Raw genomic sequence first — 16,714 nt, 5'->3', positions numbered from 1 at the left:
GGATGGCGGCAACGATGAAATGCGCGTGTCAGTGGTCACTGCAAGCCAGACGTTCATGGCGGACAATATCGAACGCCTGACCTTTCTCGGCAACAACGCTTACACCGGTTGGGGCAACGCCAGCGACAACATCATCACCGGCGGCTCGGGCAATGACACGCTGTACGGTGGCGCAGGCGCCGACCAGTTCATCGGCGGTGCGGGTTACGACACGGCTGGTTACACGGACAGCAAGGTTGCGGTAAGCATCAACCTGAAAACCGGTGTGCACTCCGGAATCGCGACAGGTGACACGTTCACCGATATCGAGGCGATCAAGGGCTCAAACCTCAACGACATCTTTGTCGGTGACGGCAAAGGCATCGACTTTGATGGCGGAACGGGATTTGACACAGTCGACTACTCGACCTCCTCGGCGGCAGTGAATGTCGATATTCGCGGGGGAGGCGCGACCGGTGTGGCCGGGACTGGCGGCGATGCCGAAGGCACAACCCTGACCGGGATCGAAAAAGTCATCGGCTCAGCCTTCAATGACAGCTTTACCGTGACAACGGCCGTCGCCACTTTCGAAGGTGGCGCTGGCGACGATATCTACTACATTAACGCCAATGTCGCTTCAGCCATCATCGAACAGGCGGATGGCGGCAACGATGAAATGCGCGTGTCAGTGGTCACTGCAAGCCAGACGTTCATGGCGGACAATATCGAACGCCTGACCTTTCTCGGCAACAACGCTTACACCGGTTGGGGCAACGCCAGCGACAACATCATCACCGGCGGCTCGGGCAATGACACGCTGTACGGTGGCGCAGGCGCCGACCAGTTCATCGGCGGTGCGGGTTATGACACTGTCGGGTATGCCGACAGCGCCGTGGCGATGATTATCAACCTGAAAACCAATGTCTATTCCGGTATCGGTGCCGGCGACACCTTCACAGGCATTGAGGTGATCAAAGGATCGAACTTCAACGATATAATCTACGGCGGTGCAGCTGCCATGGGGGTAGACGGTGGTGTCGGGCAAGATCTGATCAGTTACGAGTTTTCGGAGGCAGCGATCACAATCGACCTGACCAGCAATGCCAACACAGGAGATGCTGCGGGAGACACGTTCGTCAATATTGAGCTCATCCAGGGTAGCAACTTCGATGACACCTTTGCCGGTTCACGAGGCACCGATATTTTCATCGGTGGCTTGGGTGCGGATGTGATTGACGGTCGCGACGGCCAAGACACGGCCATGTATATCACCAGCACTCGCGCCGTAGACATTAACCTGTTGACCAACGTCAACCAGGGTGGCGATGCGCAAGGCGATGTATTGCACAATATCGAGCGTGTCGTAGGCAGTCACTTCGATGACAACCTGACCGGCAACGCCGGTGTCAATTACCTGGAAGGCGGTTTGGGCAACGACCTTATCTATGGTGGAGACGGCAACGATGCTTTGTATGGCGGGCTGGTTTCGTCGATCGGGCCGTTCAGTCTGGTTGGGCAAACCAATGGACCACAGGCCGACACACTTTATGGCGGTAATGGCAATGACACGATCGTCACTGCTGCCAACGATGTCGGCAGTCGAGCCTATGGCGAGGTCGGTGACGATGTCATCACTGTGACTCATGGCATGGCTGACGGTGGGGAGGGCAAGGATCTGTTGACCGGTACTGGCCTGGACTTCTCTTTGTCTGGTGGCGCTGGAGATGATCAGTTGGTGCTGAAGTCCATTGGTTTCGCCAACGGCGGCGAAGGAGATGATAGCTACATCATCGATACTTCAGCGCTTGTAACCATCCAGGATGACGGCGCGAGCCGCCAGGACAAACTGGTGCTGTCGTATATCGGCAGCTCAGAGCTGTTGGCCGATCGTGTCGGTGATGATCTGTATCTGCATCGATCGAGTTTTGCACCAGGTACAACGCCGCAGGAAGGTGTGCAGCTCAAGGGCTGGTTCGCCGGCTTCGATACCATTGAGCAAATTCAGACGGCGAACGGGCAAATTATCAATTTGCCAGCCAATAGCGACGGGTTTGCCATGTTTGGTTGATTTCTGAATCGAACACTGTCGATCCTCCAGCGGGGCTGAAGGTGTAGATATAGAGGGTGGACCTGATATTTATCATTCGGGTCTGCCCTTTTTTTACCTTGCAGACCCTTCGACAGGGGACTCGCCGAGCTGGCGCGTTTCCTGCAAGTCCCCCTCAAATCGCCATAAAACGAGCGCTTGCGGTCATCGCCGCGGCGCCGCCAGCGGTAAAAGGTTTAGCCATAAGGCGCGCACCGCTCAAGAAAGCTCTGCGCAGCCCGGTGAAGAACAAGAGGGGAGACGATGAAGGCAGTAATTTTGGCGGGTGGCCTCGGCACGCGCATCAGTGAAGAGTCGCACCTCAAGCCCAAGCCGATGATCGAGATCGGCGGCAAGCCAATTCTCTGGCACATCATGAAGCAGTATTCCGCTCACGGAATCCACGACTTCGTGATCTGCCTGGGCTACAAGGGCTATGCGATCAAGGACTTCTTCGCCAACTACTTCCTGCACACCTCCGACGTCACGTTCAACATGCGCGAGAACCGCATGGACGTGCATCAGAATTACAGCGAGCCATGGAGTGTCACCCTCATCGACACCGGCGAGGAAACCATGACCGGTGGCCGTCTGCTGCGTGCCGGCCGTTATCTGAAGAATGAAGAGGCGTTCTGCTTCACTTACGGCGACGGCGTTTCCGATTTGAATATTCGCCAGTTGGTCGACTACCACAAGGCCCATGGCCGCCTGGCGACCGTGACGGCGGTGCAACCACCGGGTCGTTACGGCGCCCTGGAGCGCCAGGGTGATCAGGTCCTCGGTTTCACTGAAAAACCACGCGGTGACGGCGGCTGGATCAATGGCGGGTTTTTTGTCCTGTCGCCGAAAGTGTTGCCGTATATCGCGGGTGATGAAACCACTTGGGAGGCTGAGCCATTGGCACGGCTGGCCCAGGATGAACAGCTCAAGGCGTTCGAGCACGATGGCTTCTGGCAACCCATGGACACCCTGCGCGACAAGAACCACCTCGAAGCGCTGTGGCAGAGCGGGGAGGCCCCATGGAAGCAATGGGCCTGAGTGCGGATTTCTGGCGCGGCAAGCGCGTCCTGGTCACCGGCCACACCGGTTTCAAGGGCAGTTGGCTGACCCTGTGGCTGCAAAGCCTCGGCGCGCAAGTCAGCGGTTTTTCGCTGGATCCTTCGACCGAACCGAGCCTGTATGAACTGGCACGGGTTCACGAAGGGATCAACGATCAGCGCGGTGATCTGCGCGATCTCGGCGCGTTGCTGGAGATCATCGCCGACACCGAACCGGAGATCGTCCTGCACCTGGCCGCTCAGCCGCTGGTGCGTGAAGGCTATCGCGATCCGCTGGGGACTTACTCCAGCAACGTCATGGGCACGCTGAACCTGCTCGAAGCGATTCGTCAGGTCGGTTGCGTGCGCGCCTGCGTGCTGGTGACCACCGACAAGGTTTACGCCAACAAGGAATGGCTGTGGCCGTACCGCGAAGACGAAGCGCTCGGCGGGCACGATCCTTACAGCAGCAGCAAGGCCTGCTGTGAACTGTTGGCACAGTCATACGCGGCGTCGTTCTTCCCGGCTGACAAGTACGCCGAGCACGGTCTGGCCCTGGCCACCGCGCGTGCCGGCAACGTCCTGGGCGGCGGTGACTTCGCCCCGGAGCGCCTGATTCCCGACGTGCTCAAAGCCTGGACTGCCGACGAGCCGGTGACCCTGCGTTACCCGCAAGCGGTGCGCCCGTGGCAGCACGCGCTGGAACCGCTGGCCGGTTACCTGCAATTGGCCGCCGGCCTCTACGAACAAGGCCCGGAGTACGCCGGGGCGTGGAACTTCGGACCCGGCGAGGCGGACATGTGCAGCGTCGGCGAAGTGGTCGAACTGCTCGCCAGTCGCTGGCCACAGGCACGCGGTCTGCGCATCGAAAAAAGCGAACTGCACGAGGCTGGCCTGTTGCGTCTGGACAGCAGTCGCGCTCGTCAGGTGTTGGGCTGGCAGCCACGCTGGACCTTGCAGCAATGCCTGACCCAGACCCTCGACTGGCACCTGGCGTGGCAGAACGGCGATGACATGCGCGCCGTGACCCTCGGCCAACTGAACCTGTACCGAGGCGCGCTGTGAGCGAGTTTTCCTTGAAAGCGTTGCCGCTGGCCGGGTTGTTCAGCGTCCAGCACAAGCGTTTCGAAGATCAGCGCGGGCACTTCGCCCGGTTGTTCTGCGAAGGCAGCCTGAGCGCGTTCGGCAGCGAATTTTACATCCGCCAGATCAACCATTCCTGCACCCGTGAAAAGGGCAGTGTGCGCGGTCTGCATTACCAGAATGCCAATGCACCGGAAGCCAAACTGATCACCTGTCTGCGCGGTGAAGTGTGGGATGTGGCGGTGGATCTGCGTCCTGATTCCGAAACTTTTCTGCACTGGCACGCCGAGCATCTGCAGGCCGGTGACGGTCGCAGCCTGTTGATTCCGGCCGGCTTCGCCCACGGCTTCCAGACCCTGACCGACGATGCGGAACTGCTTTACCTGCACAGCGCCGATTACGCGCCGGAGCATGAGAGCGGGCTGTCGGTGAACGATCCACGGCTGGCGATTGCCTGGCCGTTGCCTGTCAATAATTTGTCAGCGCGTGATTCCAGCCATCCCGCGCTCGATCAACACTTTGCTGGAGTGCGTCTATGAACTGCCGTGGGTGCGCCGCACCGCTGAGCCTGCCGCTGATCGACCTCGGCACCTCGCCGCCGTCCAATGCCTACGTGCACGCCGAGCGCCTGGAGCAGGCCGAGCAATGGGTGCCGCTGAAGGTCGCCGTGTGCCAGCAATGCTGGCTGGTGCAGACCGAGGATTACACCCGCGCCGACAGCCTGTTCGACGCCGAGTACGCCTACTTCAGTTCGTTCTCCAGCACCTGGCTGGCCCATGCCGAGCGCTATGTTGCCGAGATGGTCGAGCGCTTTGCTCTGGACGCCGACAGCCGTGTGGTCGAAATTGCCGCCAATGACGGTTATCTGCTGCAGTACGTCGCTGCTCGCGGCATTCCGTGTCTGGGTGTCGAGCCTACCCGCAGCACCGCGCAAGCGGCGCGGGAAAAGGGTCTGCAGATTCGTGAAGTGTTCTTCGGTCGCGACAGCGCAGCACAGCTGAAAAGCGAAGGCTGGGGCGCCGACCTGATGGCCGCCAACAACGTGCTCGCGCATGTGCCGGACATCAATGATTTCCTTGGTGGTTTCGCCACGCTGCTCAAGCCGACCGGTGTCGCTACCTTCGAATTTCCGCAACTGCTGACGCTGATGGCCGGTGCGCAGTTCGACACGCTGTACCACGAGCACTATTCCTATCTGTCGCTGACCGCCGTGCAGACCCTGTGCGAGCGCAATGGTCTGGAAGTGTTTGATGTCAGTCAATTGAGCACCCATGGCGGTTCGCTGCGGGTGTTCGTGCAGCGCCGGGACGGTGAGCGTCGGGCGGTGCAGCCGGCGGTGCAGCAACAGCTGCAGGCCGAGCTCGCTACCGGGGTGAAAACCCCTGAGTACTACGCGACCCTCGCGCCGGCTGCCGAACGCATCAAGCATGAACTGCTGCGCTTCCTGTTGCAGGCCAAGGCCGACGGCAAACGTGTGGTCGGTTACGGCGCGGCGGCCAAGGGCAACACCTTGCTCAACTACGCCGGGGTCAAACCCGACCTGCTGGCCTGGGTGGCCGATGCCAACCCGCACAAGCAGGGCAAGTTTCTGCCGGGCAGTCGGATCCCGATTGTCGCGCCGGCGCAGATCGATAGCGAAAAACCGGACTACGTGCTGGTACTGCCGTGGAACCTGCTGCACGAAGTCAGTCAGCAACTGGCGCAGGTGCGCCAGTGGGACGGGCGCTTCGTGATCGCCGTACCTGAGATGAAAGTCCTGTGAAAGCCCTGGTCACCGGGGCCACGGGCTTCGTCGGCCGGCATCTGGTCGCGGCGTTGCTCGCGCGTGGCTGCGACGTTCGCGCGGTGGCGCGCAATTCAGATACGGCTGCGACCATGCCGTGGATCAACGACGTCGAATTCGTCGCGGTGGATATTCATGCGGCTGATCTGGACATTGCGGCGCTCACCGACGGTATCGATGTCCTCGCGCACCTGGCCTGGCCGGGGTTGCCGAACTATCGGGCGCTGTTCCATTTCGAGCACAACCTGATGGCCGACTACCGCTTTATCAAAGGCGCGGTCGAGGCGGGTGTGAGGCAAGTGCTGGTGACGGGCACCTGTTTTGAATACGGCATGCAAAGCGGCCCGCTCAGCGAAAATGTCGAGCCGCAGCCGGGCAATCCTTACGGTCTGGCGAAACACACACTGCACCTGTTTTTGCAAAATCTGCAGCAGGAAAAACCGTTCACCTTGCAGTGGGCGCGTCTGTTCTATTTGCATGGCGAAGGGCAGAACCCCAACAGTCTGCTGGCAGCGCTGGACCGGGCGATCGATGCCGGGGAGGCGTCGTTCAACATGTCTGGCGGCGAGCAGCTGCGGGACTTTTTGCCGATCCAGACTGCTGCCGGTTACCTCGCGGCGATCCTGCACCAACGTGATTTCAATGGCGTGATCAATTGCGCCAGCGGCCAGGCGATTTCGGTAAGAACCCTGGTCGAGCAACGCCTGCGTGAACGCGGTGCTTCGATCGATTTGAATCTGGGGCATTACCCCTATCCGACACACGAACCCATGGCGTTCTGGGCGGTGGTCGACCGTTTGCAACAGTTGCTTGAGGCGCAGCGAACCCAATGATGCGCTTCGACGCGAATGCCTTTTGGCAGCGCGACTATCCAATGACTTTTCAGTGAGACCGGACAATGAGCGATAACGTAATCAAAGCTTTCGAGGCGGAGTGCCACGCCGAAGTCAATGCCCAGGGCCAGGACAAGGACCTGAAGGCGCTGGCCCAGGAGTTCTACAACCAGTCGGCCCGACACAAGTACACCTATCACTTCTCGTGGATGGGCCGTCCGATCATTCAATTGCCACAAGACATGATGGCGATGCAGGAACTGATCTGGCGCATCAAGCCTGACCTGGTGATCGAGTGTGGCATTGCCCATGGCGGCTCGATCATTTACTACGCCTCGTTGCTGGAGTTGCAGGGCCATGGCGAAGTGCTGGGTATTGATCGCGACATTCGAGCGCACAACCGCGAAGCCATCGAAAGCCACCCGATGATCAAGCGCATCAGCATGATCGAAGGTTCCAGCCTGGATCCGGCCGTGGTCGAGCAAGTGCGTCAGGCTGCCGCCGGCAAGAAAGTGATCGTGGTGCTCGATTCCAACCATACCCACGAACACGTCCTCGAAGAGCTGCGTTTCTATGCGCCACTGGTTTCGCTGGACAGCTATTGCGTGGTCATGGACACCGTGGTTGAAGACATGCCGGCCGATGCCTTCCCGGATCGTCCATGGGGGCCGGGCGACAACCCGAAAACAGCGGTCTGGGCCTACCTCAAGGAGAACGCTGATTTCGAGATCGACCAGCACATGCAGGACAAGCTGCTGATCACCGTTGCTGCGGATGGCTATCTGCGTCGGGTTCGTTAATCGGTTCCATCATCAAGCGTTTTTCGGGCGGTTTCGCCGATTGTGGGAGAAGTTATGCAAGGCAAGTACGGTTCTGAAAACAGGCTGCCATTGAGCGAGTTGCTGACGGTGGTTCTGATCACCCACAACCGCCCGGCTTTTTTGCGTCGAGCGCTGCAGTACTACAGCAGCCTGCCTTGCAAGGTGCTGGTGCTGGACTCTTCTCCCGAGCGCCCGGAAGGTGACTTTTCCTCGGTCGATTATCAGCACCTGCCGCAATTCGCCTATTGGGGCATGCAGGCCAAACTGACCTACGGCGTCGAGCAACTGACCACGCCGTATATGGTGTTCGCGGCAGATGACGATTTCATCCTGCATGAGTCGTTGGCCGAGTCGGTGAGCTTTCTTGAAGCCAACCGCGACTACGGTTTGTGCCACGGCTATTGCCTGATGTACCTGGCGCTGGCCGGGAGCGTCAGCTACTACCGCCGCGACAAGAAAATCTGCGAAGACTACGCCTCGGAGCGTGCCGAGGATCGCGTCCTCGATTTCATGCATCAGTACGTACCGCCGTTCTATGGCGTGTGCCGAACCTCGATCATCCAGGACTGGTATGCGGCATTGCCGGCGGGCACCAGTTTCGAATGGCAGGAGATTGGTCACAGCTACTACTTGCTGGCGAACGCCAAGGCGCGGGTGCTGCCAATCCCGTATGTCGTGCGTGAAATCAACGTCGGTTTCTCCGACCACAACACCGAGGTGTATCACGCGCTGTCGTACACCGATGCCAAGTCGGTGGCCGAGCGTGAAGCCTTCGCCGAATTCCTCGCCTCGCTGCCGACGGGCATCACCGACCTCGACCAGGCGCAGCGCAAGGCGTTCGCCCTGGAAAGCTTCGCGGCAATGACCGATAGCCTGGTGACCGGTCGCGCACTGACGGCCGAGCTGATTTTCCAGTCCATCTGGAACAACGTATCCAAAACGCCAGAGCGCCGATTCGGGCCACTGCAGTACGTCGAGATGCCGTTCTACAACCAGCGCTTTTTTGACTTGCTGGCCGAGTTCGAATTTCTCTTGCATGCGATGCCGGCCGGCCGTGTGCAACTGGAACAGCTCGAGGGTGTCTGGACCCGGCAGGAATACCTGCTCCAGGCACGCAATAACGATTCCCCGGAAAGTGTGCTCGATCGCTTGTGGCAGGCCCACGACAGCAACGCGTTCAATCGCCGAGTGGTCAAGCGTCTGGTCAAGCAATTGCAGGCATCCGGTGATGACGAACAGGCGCAGGAATTGGCTGCGTGGGATGGGCGTCTTGAAGCGGTATCCAAGGCTGATCATTACCCGGCCTTCAGCAAAATGCGCTCGGGTCGTTTGCTCGAATGGCTGGCGTGCCGTACGCCGGACGCCGAGCAGCGGGCGATGATTGCCGCTTACCTGGCGGCGAACAACGGCGGGCCACAGTTCGGCATTTTTCTGCTGGACCTGGACAACAACGTCGACAAGTTGCAGGTGACCCTCGACAGCCTGGTTGAAGGCCACAGTAAATCCTTCAAGATCGTGGTCTTCACCACGGGCGAGCCGCAGGCGGCGACTACGGCGCAGAACACCTTGCACTTTGTTCGCGTTACCTCGGGCAATTTCATCGACAAACTCAACCAGAGTGCGGCCCAGTCGCCATGCGACTGGCTGCTGTTGGCACACGTGGGCGATGAGTTCACCACGGGTGGCCTGCTGCGTGCCGGCCTGGAATTGATGTCGGCTACTGGCCTTCGCGCGGTCGCCACCGATGAAATCCAGCGCAATGATGAGGGCGCGCTGATCGACGTATTCCGCCCCGGCTTCAATCTCGACTTGCTGCAGAGCAACCCGTCGTTGATGGCGCGCCATTGGCTGATCCGTCGCGAGGTTTTCCTTGAGGTGGGCGGATATCAGGCCGATTTCAGCAAGGCGTTGGAGTTCGACCTGCTGTTGCGTCTGATTGAGCAGGGCGGCCTCGACGGTCTGGCGCATCTTGACGAGCCGCTGTTGATCACCCAGGTCCCGGCGCAGGAGGAAGTGGCCCATGAGCGTCTGGCATTGCTGCGCCATTTGGCCAATCGCGGCTACAAGGCCAAGGTCACGTCGTCGCTGCCGGGGACCTGGCAAGTCGATTATCGCCATACCGAACAGCCGATGGTGTCGATCATTGTACCGGCCATCGACGATCTGCCGGCGCTGCGTCGCTGCGTGGAAGGCGTGTTGCTCAGAACCCGTTACAGCCGTTATGAAGTGCTGATTGCGGCCAATCCGAATCAGTCGGCCGAGGTCAATGACTGGCTGGGCGCGCTGCGTAACCCTAAAGTCAATGTGCTGCGTGCGGATCAGCCGCTCGGCGAGACGGCGTTGTACAACGCCGCCAGCGAGCAGGCGCAGGGGGAGTACCTGGTACTGCTGGCCACTGACAGTGAAATCGTCAATCCGAACTGGATCGATTCGTTGCTCAACCATGCCCAGCGGCCGGAGGTCGGTATCGTCGGTGCCAAACTGGTCGACCGCGACGGCAAGGTTTCTCAGGCCGGTTTGATTCTCGGTCTGAACGGCGGCGTGGGCTCGGCCTTTATCGGCGAAAAACATGCGGCTGCGGGTTACATGCAACGTCTGGCGGTCGAGCAGAATTACTCGGCGGTGTCGAAGGTTTGTCTGATGGTGCGCAAAGAACTGTTCGACGCGTTGGGCGGTCTGGACGAAATCGATTTCGCCAGCGGTTTCAGCGATGTCGACCTGTGCCTCAAGGCCGGACAGGCGGGCTACCTCACCGTCTGGACGCCGTCGGTGCAGGTGCTGCATACCGGCGAGCTGCCGCAAGCACCCGAGGCGCTGCAGGCTTTGCGGGAGAAATGGAGCGGCGCCTTTGCACAGGATCCGGCCTACAACGCCAACCTGGCCCTCACCGGCAAAGGTTTTACGCTGGCTGAAAATGCTTCGATCGACTGGTCGCAGTTACTCGCTTGAGTCCGTCGGACAAGGAACAGGAATCAGCACATGTTCAACGGTAAATCGATCTTCATCTCCGGCGGCACCGGCTCGTTCGGGCGCAAGTTCATCGCCCGTCTGCTAGAGCAATACCAGCCCAAGCGGGTGGTGGTGTTCTCCCGCGATGAACTCAAGCAGTACGAAATGCAGCAGACGTTCAACGCGCCGTGCATGCGTTACTTCCTCGGTGACGTGCGCGACGCCGACCGTCTGCGTCAGGCCATGCGTGGCATCGACTACGTGGTGCACGCGGCGGCGCTCAAGCAGGTGCCGGCGGCGGAGTACAACCCGACCGAGTGCATCCGCACCAACGTCAATGGCGCGGAGAACATCATCGCCGCTGCCATCGACAACGGTGTGAAGAAAGTCGTGGCGCTGTCCACCGACAAGGCGGCCAGCCCGATCAACCTGTACGGCGCAACCAAGTTGCTGTCGGACAAACTGTTCGTTGCCGCCAACAACATTGCCGGCGAACAACAAACGCGTTTTGCCGTGGTGCGCTACGGCAACGTGGCGGGCTCGCGGGGCTCGGTGGTGCCGTTCTTCAGCAAGCTGATTGCCGACGGTGCTACGGAGCTGCCGATCACCGACGAGCGCATGACGCGCTTCTGGATCACCCTCGATCACGGCGTGCAATTTGTTCTCGACAGCTTTGCGCGGATGCACGGCGGCGAAGTGTTCGTGCCGAAGATCCCGTCGATTCGAATCGTCGATCTGGCGCGGGGCATGGCCGAGCATCTGCCGCACAAGAACGTCGGCATTCGTCCGGGGGAAAAACTGCATGAACTGATGGTGCCGCTGGACGATGCGCGGATGACCCTCGAGTTTGAAGATCACTACACGATTCAGCCGTCGATCCGCTTTACCAGCGTCGATGTCGATTTCTCCGTGGACAAACTCGGCGAACATGGCCGGCCAGTGAGTGAAGATTTCGAATACCGCTCCGACACCAATCCGCACTACCTCTCGGTCGGGCAGATCGCCGAGCTGCACGCGAAGTTGTCGGCATGATTCCCTACGGTCGGCAGAGCGTTGATCAGGCGGACATCGATGCGGTGGTCGAGGTGCTGCAATCGGACTGGCTGACTCAGGGCCCGACCATCGAGCGCTTCGAGCAGGCGATGGCCGAACGGTGTCAGGCCGACTTCGCGGTGGCGGTGTGCAACGCCACCGCGGCGCTGCACATTGCCTGTCTCGCAGCCGGCCTTGGCCCGGGCGATCGCTTGTGGACCACGCCGAACACTTTCCTCGCTTCGGCCAACTGCGGGCGCTATTGCGGCGCCGACGTGGATTTCGTCGACATCGATCCGCTGACCTGGAACCTCGATGCCTTCGCCCTCGCGGCGAAACTCGATCAGGCCGAGCAGAACGGCACGCTGCCCAAAGTGCTGGTGGCGGTAGCGTTCTCCGGGCAGAGCTGCGACCTGCGCAAGATTGCCGAATTGGCCGAGCGCTACAACTTCACCGTGATCGAAGATGCCTCGCACGCGGTGGGCGCGACCTATGCCGGGCGTCCGGTGGGGTGCGGAGAATTTGTGGCGATGACCGTGTTCAGTTTCCACCCGGTGAAGGTCATCACCAGCGGCGAGGGCGGCATGGTCTTGACCAATCGCCCGCAACTGGCCGAGCGTCTGCAACGCCTGCGCAGCCATGGCATGACCCGCGATCCGCAGCAGATGAGCGAGCCCAGCCACGGCCCTTGGTATTACCAGCAGATCGAGCTGGGCTTCAATTACCGGATCACTGATTTGCAGGCGGCGCTGGGCCTGTCGCAACTGGCCAAGCTGGACGGCTTCATCGCCCGTCGCCGTGAACTGGCGGCGCGCTACGACCGTTTACTGGCCTACCTGCCGCTGGCCTTGCCCAGCGCGCAGCCGGAGGCAGAATCTGCCTGGCATCTGTACGTGGTGCGCTTGCAAACCGAGCGCATCGGCCTGACCCACCGTCAGGTGTTCGAAGGCTTGCGTGCCGCCGGTATCGGCGTGAACCTGCACTATATTCCGGTGCATTTGCAGCCGTATTATCGCGACCTGGGTTTCGCCGAGGGCGACTTCCCCGAGGCCGAGCGTTATTACGCCGAGGCGATCAGCCTGCCGCTGTTTCCGTTGCTCAGCGATGAGCAACAGGATCATGTGGTCGAGCAATTGCGCCGGCTGACCGAATAAATCCCGCTGCGGCGGCGAATGAGACTGTGCAATGCGTGATCTGAGTGAGCAGGAAAAATTCTGGCAGGGCGATTTCGGCAACCAGTACCTCGATCGCAACGTCGGTCAGCCGCTGGTGGCGGCCAATCTGGCGTTGTTCGCCAAGGCGCTGACCCGCACCGGCCGGATCGAAAGTCTGCTGGAGCTGGGCACCAATGCCGGCAACAACCTGCAGGCTTTGCATCAACTGCTGCCGCAAAGTGAATTGTTCGGCGTCGAGATCAATCAAAGCGCCTGTGCTCAGGCGCGGGCACTGGGCATCGCGCAGATCTGGCACGGCTCGCTGTTCGACTTTCCCCGCGAGCGCCGTTACGACCTGACCCTGAGCAAAGGCGTGCTGATCCATTTGGCGCCGGAGCTGCTGCCGACTGCCTATGCGCAGCTGTATGAGTTGAGCCAGCGCTACATCCTGATCGCCGAATACTACAACCCGGCGCCGGTGGAAGTGTCCTATCGCGGCAACAGCGGCAAGCTGTTCAAGCGCGATTTCGCCGGGGAAATGCTTGATCGTTATGCCGATCTGCAATTGATCGATTACGGCTTTGGTTATCACCGTGACCCGCAATTTCCGGTGGATGACATCACCTGGTTCCTGCTGGAAAAACGTCCTTGAACAGTGTCGCAATCATCCCGGCCCGTGGTGGCAGCAAGCGCATCCCGCGCAAGAATCTGTTGCCGTTCGACGGTGTGCCGATGATCGTTCGCTCGATCCGTACGGCGCAGGATTGCGGTCTGTTCGACCAGATCGTGGTCAGTACCGATGACGCCGAAATTGCTGAACTGGCGCTGGCCCATGGTGCGCACGTGCCGTTCCTGCGTCCGGCTGAACTGGCGGATGATTTCACCGGCACCGCTGCGGTGATCGTGCATGCCTTGCAGCAACTGCCTGCGTTCGATTTCGCCTGCTGCGTGTACGCCACGGCGCCGTTGTTGCAGGCGCGTTTTCTGCGTCAGGGGTTGGAGTTGCTGCAGCAGCATCCGCAGAAGTCGTTTGCGTTTTCTGTGTGCAGCTTTGGTTTCCCCGTGCAGCGGGCGCTGACGGTGGACGGGCAGGGCGCATTGACCGCGTTGTACCCGGAATTTCGCAACACTCGCTCGCAGGATCTGCCTGAAGCTTTTCAGGACGCCGGCCAGTTTTACTGGGGCCGCAGCGAAGCGTGGTTGCGCGGCGAGGTGCTGTATTCAACCGCCAGCCTGCCGGTAATTCTGCCACGGCATCTGGTGCAGGACATCGACACGCTGGAAGACTGGAAGCGCGCTGAATACCTCTACGCCGCGCTCAAGGCCGGCGGAGAACTGCAATGAGAGTGCTGATCCGCGCCGACGCCTCGCCGACCATCGGCAGTGGCCACATTGCCCGCTGCCTGACCTTGGCGCGGGTGCTGCGCAAGCAGGGCAGTCATGTTGCCTTTGCCTGTCGGCGGTTGCCGGGACATCGGCTTGATGCCTTGGCTGCCGAAGGTTTCGAGACCTTCGCCTTGCCGGACGTCTATCCCAACGAAGACCCGCAGCAGGCCATCGAATCGATGCTGCCGTGGCAGGCTGACATCCACGCGCTGGACGCTTTGCTGGCAGGTCACGCCGCATTCGACTGGATCATCGCCGACCATTACGGCCTCGATCATCAGTGGCAAACCGCAGCGCGCCGTTGGGCACCTCGGATCGCGGCGGTGGACGATCTCGCCACCCGGCATTACAGCGTCGATCTGCTGCTCAATCAGAACTTGTCTGGCCTCAGCGAGAACTACGCGCCGCTGCTGCCCGAAGGCTGCCGCACCTTGCTCGGCCCGCGCTACGCCATGCTGCGCGAAGAATTCGTCTGCCCGGCCATCGAGATCAAGCCGAGGGCCCGCCGGGTGCTAGTGAATTTCGGTGGCTTCGACGCGGCGATGCAGACCCATCACGCGATGCTGGCCCTGAAGGATTTCACCGAACTGGAAGTGGATTTCGTCGCCGGTGCAGACAATCCGGCGTGGGCGCAAATGCAGGCGCTGGCCGCAACCCGGCCGCACTGGCGCCTGCACAGTTTCGTCAGCGATTTCCAGCAACGCATGACCGCGGCCGATCTGTTTATCGGCGCCGGTGGCGGTACCAGTTGGGAGCGTGCAGCGCTGGGCCTGCCGACGATCTGCATCGCGGTCTCGAACAATCAGCAGGCCAACGGCGAAGTCATGGCGGCGGCGGGGGCGCATGTGTTCATGGGCGCCCGCGAGCAGGTCAGCGTCGAACAACTGCGCGATGCCGTCGGTTTTGTCGTCGACAATTTCTATCTGCGCCAAAGCCTGGCCGAGCGCTCGCGACAGTTGGTGGATGGGCGCGGTGCGTTGCGCGTGGCGGCAGCGTTGGCCGGCGCGGTGCTCAACCTGCGGGTGGCGACGCTGGACGATGCGCGGTTGCTGTTCGAGGGGCGCAATGCCGAGGCCGTAAGGCGCTGGTCGCTGGACAGCGGCGTGATCGAATGGCCGCAGCACCTGGACTGGCTGAATGCGAGCCTGCGCAACCCGCAGCGTCTGCTATTGATCGCCGAGGCCGATGATGGCCCGGTCGGCGTGTTGCGCTATGACTTGCGCGGCTATGAGGCCGAAGTGTCGTTGTATCTGCTGGAGGGGCGTTTCGGTCTCGGCTGGGGCAGGGCGCTGCTGGCACGAGGCGAGGCGTTTGTCCGCGCGCACTGGCCGCAGCTGACCGCGATTAGCGCTCAGGTCCTGCCGGATAACCGACCCTCTTTGAACGTATTTCATGACGCCGGTTTCACCCAGAGTGCCTGCGCGTTCACCCAGGTTTTGAAGGATCACTGTGATGAGTAGTTTCAAGATTGGCGAGCGTCTGATCGGTGCCGATGCGCCGCCGTTCATCATCGCCGAGATGAGCGGCAACCATAACCAGTCACTGGAGGTGGCGCTGCAGATTGTCGAGGCCGCTGCCAAGGCGGGTGCGCATGCCTTGAAGCTGCAGACGTACACCGCGCAGACCATGACCCTGGATCTGGCCGAGGGTGAGTTCTTCATCAAGGACCCGAACAGCCTGTGGGCCGGCACCTCGCTCTACGAGCTATACGAGAAAGCTCATACCCCATGGGAGTGGCACGCACCGATTTTTGCCCGGGCCAAAGAGCTGGGGATGCTCGCGTTCTCGACGCCGTTCGATGACACGGCGGTGGACTTTCTCGAAAGCCTTGATGTGCCGGCCTACAAGATCGCCAGCTTCGAAAACACTGACCTGCCGTTGATCCGCCGCGTGGCCGCGACCGGCAAACCGCTGATCATCTCCACCGGCATGGCCAGCATCGCCGAGCTCGACGAAACCGTGCGCGCCGCCCGCGAGGCGGGGTGCAAGGATCTGGTGCTGCTCAAATGCACCAGCACTTACCCGGCAACCCCGCTCAACAGCAATGTGCGTACGATTCCGCACCTGCGGGAACTGTTCGGTTGCGAGGTGGGGCTGTCCGATCACTCCATGGGTGTTGGCGTGTCCGTGGCCGCTGTGGCGCTCGGGGCGACGGTGGTGGAAAAGCACTTTACCCTCGACCGTTCGGCGGGCGGGGTCGATGCCAGTTTCTCGCTGGAACCAGCCGAGCTGGCCAGTCTGGTGGTGGAAACCGAACGTGCCTGGCAGGCCATGGGTCAGGTGCATTACGGCGTCACCGAGGCCGAGCGCAAGTCGCTGGTCTATCGCCGTTCGCTGTACGTCACTGCCGACATGGCGGCCGGTGAGCCCTTTTCCGGGGACAATCTGCGCGCCATTCGTCCTGGTCTCGGTCTGCCGCCCAAGCACACCGATGCCGTCCTCGGTCGCCGCGCTCGTCAGGCGATCAAACGTGGCACGCCGCTGGACTGGTCGTTGGTCGAATAAGCCGATCTGCAACCGATTCGGCTAAATAGCGTGACCTGCGAGTCATAACGCGCATCTTCACTGTAT

General features: G+C 60.9%; 14 protein-coding genes. All 14 read left to right on the top strand.

Translation table 11 applies throughout. The features are described from left to right. Positions 1-2,047: beta strand repeat-containing protein (locus tag ACIOUG_RS16190; protein WP_401066929.1), on the top strand; the 2,047-nt coding region annotated here is incomplete at its 5' end. A gap of 282 nt (positions 2,048-2,329) precedes the next feature. Beyond that, complete coding sequence (rfbF, locus tag ACIOUG_RS16185) at positions 2,330-3,103, top strand: glucose-1-phosphate cytidylyltransferase (RefSeq protein WP_401066928.1); 774 nt, start codon at positions 2,330-2,332, stop codon at positions 3,101-3,103. After that, a complete protein-coding gene (gene rfbG / locus ACIOUG_RS16180) occupies positions 3,085-4,167 on the top strand; it encodes a CDP-glucose 4,6-dehydratase (protein ID WP_083366619.1) in 1,083 nt (360 codons plus the stop codon). The genes rfbF and rfbG overlap by 19 nt, the downstream gene beginning before the upstream one ends. Then, positions 4,164-4,724: a dTDP-4-dehydrorhamnose 3,5-epimerase family protein gene (locus ACIOUG_RS16175; RefSeq protein WP_401066927.1), complete on the top strand. Its 561-nt coding sequence runs from the start codon at positions 4,164-4,166 to the stop codon at positions 4,722-4,724. Before rfbG ends, ACIOUG_RS16175 begins: the two co-directional genes overlap by 4 nt. Then, positions 4,721-5,947, top strand: coding sequence for a methyltransferase domain-containing protein (locus ACIOUG_RS16170; protein ID WP_401066926.1), 1,227 nt, complete (start codon positions 4,721-4,723; stop codon positions 5,945-5,947). Before ACIOUG_RS16175 ends, ACIOUG_RS16170 begins: the two co-directional genes overlap by 4 nt. Continuing rightward, positions 5,944-6,801 carry an NAD-dependent epimerase/dehydratase family protein gene (locus ACIOUG_RS16165; protein ID WP_401066924.1) on the top strand — a complete coding sequence of 286 codons (858 nt, stop codon included), beginning with the start codon at positions 5,944-5,946 and terminating at the stop codon, positions 6,799-6,801. The genes ACIOUG_RS16170 and ACIOUG_RS16165 overlap by 4 nt, the downstream gene beginning before the upstream one ends. Positions 6,802-6,866: 65 nt before the next feature. Next, positions 6,867-7,601, top strand: a complete 735-nt coding sequence (locus tag ACIOUG_RS16160) for a cephalosporin hydroxylase family protein (RefSeq protein WP_145593079.1) — start codon at positions 6,867-6,869, stop codon at positions 7,599-7,601. A 54-nt stretch (positions 7,602-7,655) separates the two neighbouring features. Continuing rightward, a complete protein-coding gene (locus ACIOUG_RS16155) occupies positions 7,656-10,571 on the top strand; it encodes a TIGR00180 family glycosyltransferase (protein WP_401066922.1) in 2,916 nt (971 codons plus the stop codon). A gap of 30 nt (positions 10,572-10,601) precedes the next feature. Further along, positions 10,602-11,603, top strand: coding sequence for a UDP-N-acetylglucosamine 4,6-dehydratase (inverting) (pseB, locus tag ACIOUG_RS16150; protein WP_401066920.1), 1,002 nt, complete (start codon positions 10,602-10,604; stop codon positions 11,601-11,603). Then, positions 11,600-12,757 carry a UDP-4-amino-4,6-dideoxy-N-acetyl-beta-L-altrosamine transaminase gene (gene pseC / locus ACIOUG_RS16145; RefSeq protein ID WP_401066918.1) on the top strand — a complete coding sequence of 386 codons (1,158 nt, stop codon included), beginning with the start codon at positions 11,600-11,602 and terminating at the stop codon, positions 12,755-12,757. Before pseB ends, pseC begins: the two co-directional genes overlap by 4 nt. A gap of 31 nt (positions 12,758-12,788) precedes the next feature. Then, positions 12,789-13,409 carry a pseudaminic acid biosynthesis-associated methylase gene (locus ACIOUG_RS16140; protein ID WP_401066917.1) on the top strand — a complete coding sequence of 207 codons (621 nt, stop codon included), beginning with the start codon at positions 12,789-12,791 and terminating at the stop codon, positions 13,407-13,409. Continuing rightward, positions 13,406-14,101: a pseudaminic acid cytidylyltransferase gene (gene pseF / locus ACIOUG_RS16135; protein ID WP_401066916.1), complete on the top strand. Its 696-nt coding sequence runs from the start codon at positions 13,406-13,408 to the stop codon at positions 14,099-14,101. Before ACIOUG_RS16140 ends, pseF begins: the two co-directional genes overlap by 4 nt. Continuing rightward, the gene (gene pseG, locus ACIOUG_RS16130) at positions 14,098-15,603 is read left to right on the top strand and encodes a UDP-2,4-diacetamido-2,4,6-trideoxy-beta-L-altropyranose hydrolase (RefSeq protein ID WP_401066914.1); all 1,506 of its coding nucleotides are present in this window, start codon (positions 14,098-14,100) and stop codon (positions 15,601-15,603) included. Before pseF ends, pseG begins: the two co-directional genes overlap by 4 nt. After that, on the top strand, positions 15,596-16,648 hold the full coding sequence (gene pseI / locus ACIOUG_RS16125; RefSeq protein ID WP_401066912.1) for a pseudaminic acid synthase: 1,053 nt from the start codon (positions 15,596-15,598) through the stop codon (positions 16,646-16,648). The genes pseG and pseI overlap by 8 nt, the downstream gene beginning before the upstream one ends. The last annotated feature ends 66 nt before the right edge of the window (positions 16,649-16,714 follow it).

It is taken from the genome of Pseudomonas sp. NPDC087803, from assembly GCF_044742995.1.
Taxonomy (GTDB): Bacteria; Pseudomonadota; Gammaproteobacteria; order Pseudomonadales; family Pseudomonadaceae; genus Aquipseudomonas.
Note: the sequence above shows the minus strand (reverse complement) of the source record. Positions and strands in the feature narration are given on the sequence as shown.